We start from the raw sequence: 6083 nt of genomic DNA, 5'->3' as shown, positions 1-6083 counted from the left end.
GATCAGATCAAGGCAGGCCTGGTTGCAGGCAATGCAGATGTTGATCTTGTCGGCGTTGCCTTCGCGCACCTTTCGGGCGAAATGCGGGTCCGCCAGCATCGGACGCGCCATCGAGATCAGGTCGCTGTCGCCGGCCGCGAGAATTTCCTCGGCCACATCGGGCGTGTTGACGCGATTGGAGGCGACCACGGGAATGCCGACGACTTTCTTGAGCCGCGCCGCGGCGAAACGCCAAGCGGCGCGCGGGATCGGATAGGCGATGGTGGGAACGCGCGCCTCATGCCAGCCGATGCCCGTGTTGAGGATGTCGGCGCCGGCTTTCTCAACGCGCTGCGCCAGCCGGTCGATTTCGTCGCCGGTTGCGCCGCGTTCGACCAGGTCGGCGGCGGAAATGCGATAGACGATCAGGAATTCCGGACCTGTCGCCGCGCGCACACGCTTGACCAGTTCGACCGGTAGCCGGTGGCGATTTTCTTCGGCCCCGCCCCACTCGTCGTTGCGGTCGTTGGTGCGCAGCACGGTGAACTCGTTGATCAGGTACCCTTCGGAGCCCATGATCTCGACACCGTCGAAACCGGCTACCTTCGCCAGCATCGCACAACGCACGTAGTCTTCGATGGTCTGCTCGATCTCGGCGACGGTCATCGCGCGCGGCGGGAACTTGTTGATGCGCGAGCGGATATCGGACGCCCCGAGGCACTCCGGCTGTTTCGCGTACCGGCCGGAATGCAGGATCTGCATGCACATCTGGCCGCCATGCCGATGCACCTCATCCGTGAGGCGCCGCAGTTCCAGCGCTTGCGAACGCTCGGTCAATATTGGACCGCCAGGCTCGATCAGGCCGGCGGTATTCGGTGCGTAACCACCGGTAATGATCAGGCCGACCTCGCCCTTGGCGCGCTCGGCGAGAAACATCGCCATCTTATGCAATCCGTTCTCCTCCATGTCGAGGCGAGTGTGCATCGAACCCATGATGATGCGGTTCCGCAACGTGGTGCGGCCCACCTTCAGCGGCGACATCAGGTTCGGATACATTCCGGTCATCGAGCGGCTCCGGGCACGATTGCGCATTTTCTAACGATTGTTAGACTGAATAAAAATCGGGCCGAATGCAACAGCCGGCTGACCGGCAAAGGAAACGTCATGGACACTACGCTCAACGCCGAGCAGCAGGCATTTCGCGAAGTTGCCGAGCGGTTTTCAAGAGAAAAGCTCGCGCCGCACTACCAGAAGCGAGCCAAACAGGACCGCATTGACCCCGCGATGCTGAAGGAAATGGGCGATCTCGGCCTGATCGGCGTCGATATTCCGGAAGCTTATGGCGGCCTTGGCGAAAGCAGCGCGACCGCCGGCGTTATCATCGAACAGATCGCCTACGGCGACTTCAACGCCAGCTACGTTCAATTGCTGGCGTCGCTGATGGGCGGAATGATCGCGCAGCATGCCTCGCCCGGTATTTCACAGCAATGGCTCCCGCGTGTGGTCAAAGGCGAAGCCATCATCGGGCTCGGCCTCACCGAGCCACGCGGCGGATCGGATGCTGCCAATCTCATCTTGCGCGCCGAGAAATCCGGACGCGGATACCGCCTCAAGGGCGAAAAGACCTCGATGAGCTTTTCCGACCAATGCGATGCAGCCGTGATCTTTGCCCGCACCGGCAATGAGGGTGCGCGCGGCGTCAGCGCCTTCTTCGTCGACCTCAATCAGCCCGGCATTACCCGCACCCATTTCGACGACATCGGCACCAGACCAGTGGGCCGCGGCTCGGTTTTCTTCGACGATGTGTTCGTTCCGGCCGAATGCCTGATGGCCGAGGAGAACAAGGGATTTTCCAAGATCATGGCCGGCTTCGACTACAGCCGCGCCCTGATCGGGCTCGAATGCATCGGGCCGGCGCAGGCGTCGGTGGACGAAGCCTGGCAATACTCGACCGGCCGCATCGCCTTCGAGCGGCCGATCGCCCAGTATCAAGGCGTCAGTTTTCCACTCGCCGAAGCAGAGACGCAACTCACCATGATGCGTCAGCTCTGTTTTTACACGCTATCGCTGCGCGACCGCGGCCTGCCCCACACGGCGGAAGCTGCGATGTGCAAATGGTATGTGCCGAAAGTGACGTGCGAGATCATCCACCAATGCCTGCTGACGCACGGCCATTATGGCTACACAACCGACCTACCGTTCCATCAGCGCTATGTCGACGTCATGGGCCTTCAGATCGGCGACGGCACTGCGCAGATCCAGAAACTTGTCATCGCGCGCGAGAAGGTCGGCCGGGTCGCCGTTCAATACGCCAAGCAACCCGAGCGGAAGTGAGATCAGCGCTCGCCGTGGAAATTCGCGTCGCGAATCTGGACCCGGTCGATGCTGGACTGCCACAGCTTCGGATAGGTGGCGTGGAAATCCTGCAATAGCTGCTTGATCGGCGGATCGATGAACCAGCCGCGATCGTTGACATATTCCATGTGGCGCTGGCTGTTGACGTCGAATTCGTGGAACAGCGCATCGTTCTGGCCATCGAACACAAGCTGCTTGACGCCGAAGCGCCCGCACATCTCGGTGTTGAAGGCCGGCGTTACCTTGATCTGCCGCCCGTCAAGCCAGAGCGCGACATATCCGTGATAGATGAAAAGGTCGGTCTCCATCAGTTCGGCAAGCTTCGGCGAATTGAGGTGATTGCGGACGTCGGCGAAACCGACCGCGGCAGGAACGCCGGCGGCGCGCAAGCCCGCCGTCAGCATGATCGCCTTCGGCACGCAATAATTCGTCGGCTGGGTCGCGATGAAGCTGGCGCGGTACTCGTCGGCCGTGGTGCCGATGTTGAAAGGGTTGTAGCGGACCTGGTCACGCACCGCGTCGAACAGGCGGATTGCCCTTTGCGTCGGCGAGAGCTCGGCCGCGTCGGATAGGTTGCGCGCGACGAACGCGCGAATCTCGTCCGATCCGCTATCGACATACGGCGTCGATGCCAGCAATTCCGAAGCGGAGTACATTCCATTCTCCCGTCTTTTCAGAATTTCTAACAAATGTTCGAAACAAAAGATAGCGGGCCATTGACGCAATCTCGGCCGAGGCGCTAGCTTCCGCGCCATCCGGCAGGCGCGACAACACGAAGTAACAACGTCATGAGCGACACCACGCCCTATATCTGGACGCCGCCAGCGGAACTCGTGGCGCAGAGCAACCTCACCGCTTTCCTGCGTGCGACGGGCGACAAGGATTACGATGCCCTCGCCGCGCGGGCCGAGGCCGATCCAGCCTGGCTGATGCAGGAGGTCTTCAAATTCTGCGACGTCAGGTTCTACAAGAACTACGAGCAGATGCTCGACGTCTCCAAGGGCGAAGCGTGGGCGCGCTGGTGCGTTGGCGGCACTACCAACATCGTGCTGAACTGCATCGATAAGCACCGCGACATGACAGTTTGGAACCAGACCTTCCTGGTGTGGGAGGGCGAAGACAGGAACGAACGGCGCTCGCTGAGCTATCGCGAATTCGACGCCGAAGTGACCCGGCTGGCACAAGGCCTGCGCAATCTCGGCATCGGGCGCGGCGACGTCGTTGCGATCTACATGCCGAACCTGCCGGAAACATTCGTGGCGTTCTTCGCGATCCTGAAACTCGGCGCGATCGTGATGCCGCTGTTCTCCGGCTTCGGCCCAGCTCCGATCCAGTCCCGCCTCAACCACGGCGAAGCCAAGGCTGTCATCACCGCCAACGGCACCTGGCGCCGCGGCGCGCCGGGTGCACTCAAGTCCGTGCTGGACACCGCGCTCGAAGGCGCACCGTCGGTCAAGCATGTGATCGTTGCCCGCCGCGCTGGACTCGAGATCGACACGCCGATGCGCGACGGCCGCGACCGGTGGTGGGACGATGCCGATGCCGGTCCTGAGACGACGCTCGCGACCGAACAGATGCAGGCGGAAGACCCTGCGATCCTGCTCTACACGTCGGGCACGACCGGCGAGCCGAAGGGATGCGTCTGGACCCATATCGGCTTCATCGGCTCGATGGTGACCCGCGACATGATCATCTGTGGCGACTTCAAGCCGTCCGATCGGTTCTTCTTCTTCAGCGACATGGGCTGGATGGTCGGCGCGATGTGCGCCTGCATTCCGAGCATCACCGGCGGCAGCTTGTTGATCGCGGAAGGCACGCCGGACTTTCCCGATACCGGGCGGTTCTGGCGGCTGATCGCCGATCACAAGGTCACTTATCTCGGCGTATCGCCGACGATCGTGCGCAGCTTGATGCGCTATGGCGAAGAGGTCGAGAACTACGATCTTTCCAGCCTGCGGATGACGGCGTCCGGCGGCGAAGCCTGGACCACGGCGCCGTGGAGGTGGTTCTTCGAGCACGTCTGCAAGAAGAAGATTCCGATCATCAATATTTCCGGCGGGACCGAAGTCGGCGGCTGCATCTTTACCGGCACGCCCAACCACCCGATGAACCCCGGCTCGTTCTCGCGGCCTGCGCTGGGCGTCGGCGCGGATATCGTCGATCTCTCCGGAGCGCCGGTTCCCGACGGCACCGTCGGCGAACTGGTGCTGCGGCATTCCTCGATCGGCCTGACCAAGAGCCTGTGGAAGGCCGACGCGCGCTACCTCGACAGTTACTGGAATACGATTCCGGGAATCTGGGTGCACGGCGATTTCGCGATGCGCGGCACCGACGGGCTCTATTACATTCTCGGCCGTTCCGACGACACCATCAAGATCTCGGGCAAGCGCACGGGACCTGCCGAACTCGAGGGCATCCTGATCGCGACCGGCAAGCTCGCCGACGCCGCGGCGTTCGGCATCTCGCATCCGGTCAAGGGATCGGCGATCGTCTGCGCCTGCGTGCCGATGCCGGGTGTCAAGGGAGATTCGAAACTCGCGACGCTGCTGTCGTCGGCGATCGTGACCGGCATGGGCACGTCGTACCGGCCGGAAACCGTGCTGTTCGTCGAAGACCTGCCGCGCACGCGTAACCTGAAGATCATGCGCCGGGTGCTGCGCGCGGTGTTCGAGAACAAGGACCCCGGCGATCTCTCCGCGCTGGCCAATCCCGAGGCAGTCGAGCGGCTACGCGAAAAGCTAGCGGCGATGTGAGGGAAAAGCCGGAGACCGGCCCTTCCCTTCGCCACCGATCAGATCGGGCAATCCGGCGAGAATACCGGCTTGCGCTTTTCGAGGTGAGACGCGAGACCCTCGCGGGCCTCGTGGCCGGTGAAGCCCAGCATTTCCAGTGCTGTCGAGGTGTCGAACAGCGGGCCGTTGACGCGGAGCCAGTTGTTGAGCGCGTATTTGGTCCAGCGGATCGCGCTTTGCGCGCCGGTGGCGAGATCTTCCGCGGTTTCCAGCGCGATCTTCTGCAATTCGGCGTCTTCCACGCACAGCGACACCAGCCCGATGCGCTCGGCTTCGGTGCCCGACAGCGGCTTGCAGGTCAGCAGGTAGTATTCCGCTTTCGCAAGCCCGCACAGCAGCGGCCAGATGATACAGGCGACGTCACCAGCGGCCACGCCGAGCCGGGTATGGCCGTCAACGATACGCGCGGATTTACCGCAGATCGAGACGTCGGCGAGAATACCGACGACGAGGCCGGCGCCGACAGCGACGCCGTTGATGGCCGAAATGATCGGCTTGTTGCAGTTGATGACATTGTAGACGAGGTCCTTGGCCTCCTTCCACGTCGACATGCGGGCCTTGGGATCGTCGAGGATGCTCTTGATCAGCTCGAAGTCGCCGCCGGCCGAGAAGGCCTTGCCAGCGCCGGTGACGATCACGGCATTGATATCGGGATCGTCGTTGATGTCGCGCCAGATGTGGGTGAGCTGCGTGTGGGTCGCGGCATCGACCGAGTTGTAGGTTTCGGGGCGGTCGAACGTGATCCGCAGGATCCGCTTCGAGGGATAATCGATCTTCAGGCTGGTATAGGCGGCGTAACGGTCCGACATGGGCTCTTCCTTTTGCTGGCAAGCCGTCCCCGGCCGCCCCGATCGCTGCGTGCGACCGGTCTTGGTGATTTCGAACAGATGTTAGAATTTAGGTTTGATCGGATATCGCTGCAAGCGTATAGTTTCGATCCGACAAAGGGGCTAATAA

General features: G+C 62.1%; 5 protein-coding genes. 2 read left to right on the top strand and 3 right to left on the bottom strand.

Features of this window, described 5'->3' with window-relative positions; genetic code table 11:
* A partial coding sequence (locus JHD07_RS08170; RefSeq protein ID WP_366864097.1) for a 2,4-dienoyl-CoA reductase FMN-binding domain-containing protein occupies positions 1 to 1044 on the bottom strand: 1044 nt, incomplete at its 3' end.
* On the opposite strand from JHD07_RS08170, the gene JHD07_RS08165 reads away from it, so the two are divergent.
* Positions 925 to 2313: an acyl-CoA dehydrogenase family protein gene (locus JHD07_RS08165; RefSeq protein WP_349509818.1), complete on the top strand. Its 1389-nt coding sequence runs from the start codon at positions 925 to 927 to the stop codon at positions 2311 to 2313. The two genes, JHD07_RS08170 and JHD07_RS08165, sit on opposite strands and share 120 nt — an antisense overlap.
* A 2-nt stretch (positions 2314 to 2315) precedes the next feature.
* Here JHD07_RS08165 and JHD07_RS08160 read toward each other — a convergent pair whose 3' ends face one another.
* Positions 2316 to 2990, bottom strand: coding sequence for a transglutaminase family protein (locus JHD07_RS08160; RefSeq protein ID WP_049820499.1), 675 nt, complete (start codon positions 2988 to 2990; stop codon positions 2316 to 2318).
* Between the two features lie 132 nt (positions 2991 to 3122).
* On the opposite strand from JHD07_RS08160, the gene JHD07_RS08155 reads away from it, so the two are divergent.
* On the top strand, positions 3123 to 5087 hold the full coding sequence (locus JHD07_RS08155) for an AMP-binding protein (RefSeq protein WP_028139135.1): 1965 nt from the start codon (positions 3123 to 3125) through the stop codon (positions 5085 to 5087).
* A 38-nt stretch (positions 5088 to 5125) separates the two neighbouring features.
* On the opposite strand, the gene JHD07_RS08150 is transcribed toward JHD07_RS08155, so the two are convergent.
* Positions 5126 to 5935, bottom strand: a complete 810-nt coding sequence (locus JHD07_RS08150) for an enoyl-CoA hydratase/isomerase family protein (RefSeq protein WP_028139134.1) — start codon at positions 5933 to 5935, stop codon at positions 5126 to 5128.
* Positions 5936 to 6083 lie beyond the last annotated feature (148 nt).

Source organism: Bradyrhizobium sp., from assembly GCF_016462955.1.
Lineage (GTDB): Bacteria > Pseudomonadota > Alphaproteobacteria > Rhizobiales > Xanthobacteraceae > Bradyrhizobium.
This window is presented reverse-complemented; position numbering and strand designations above follow the sequence as displayed.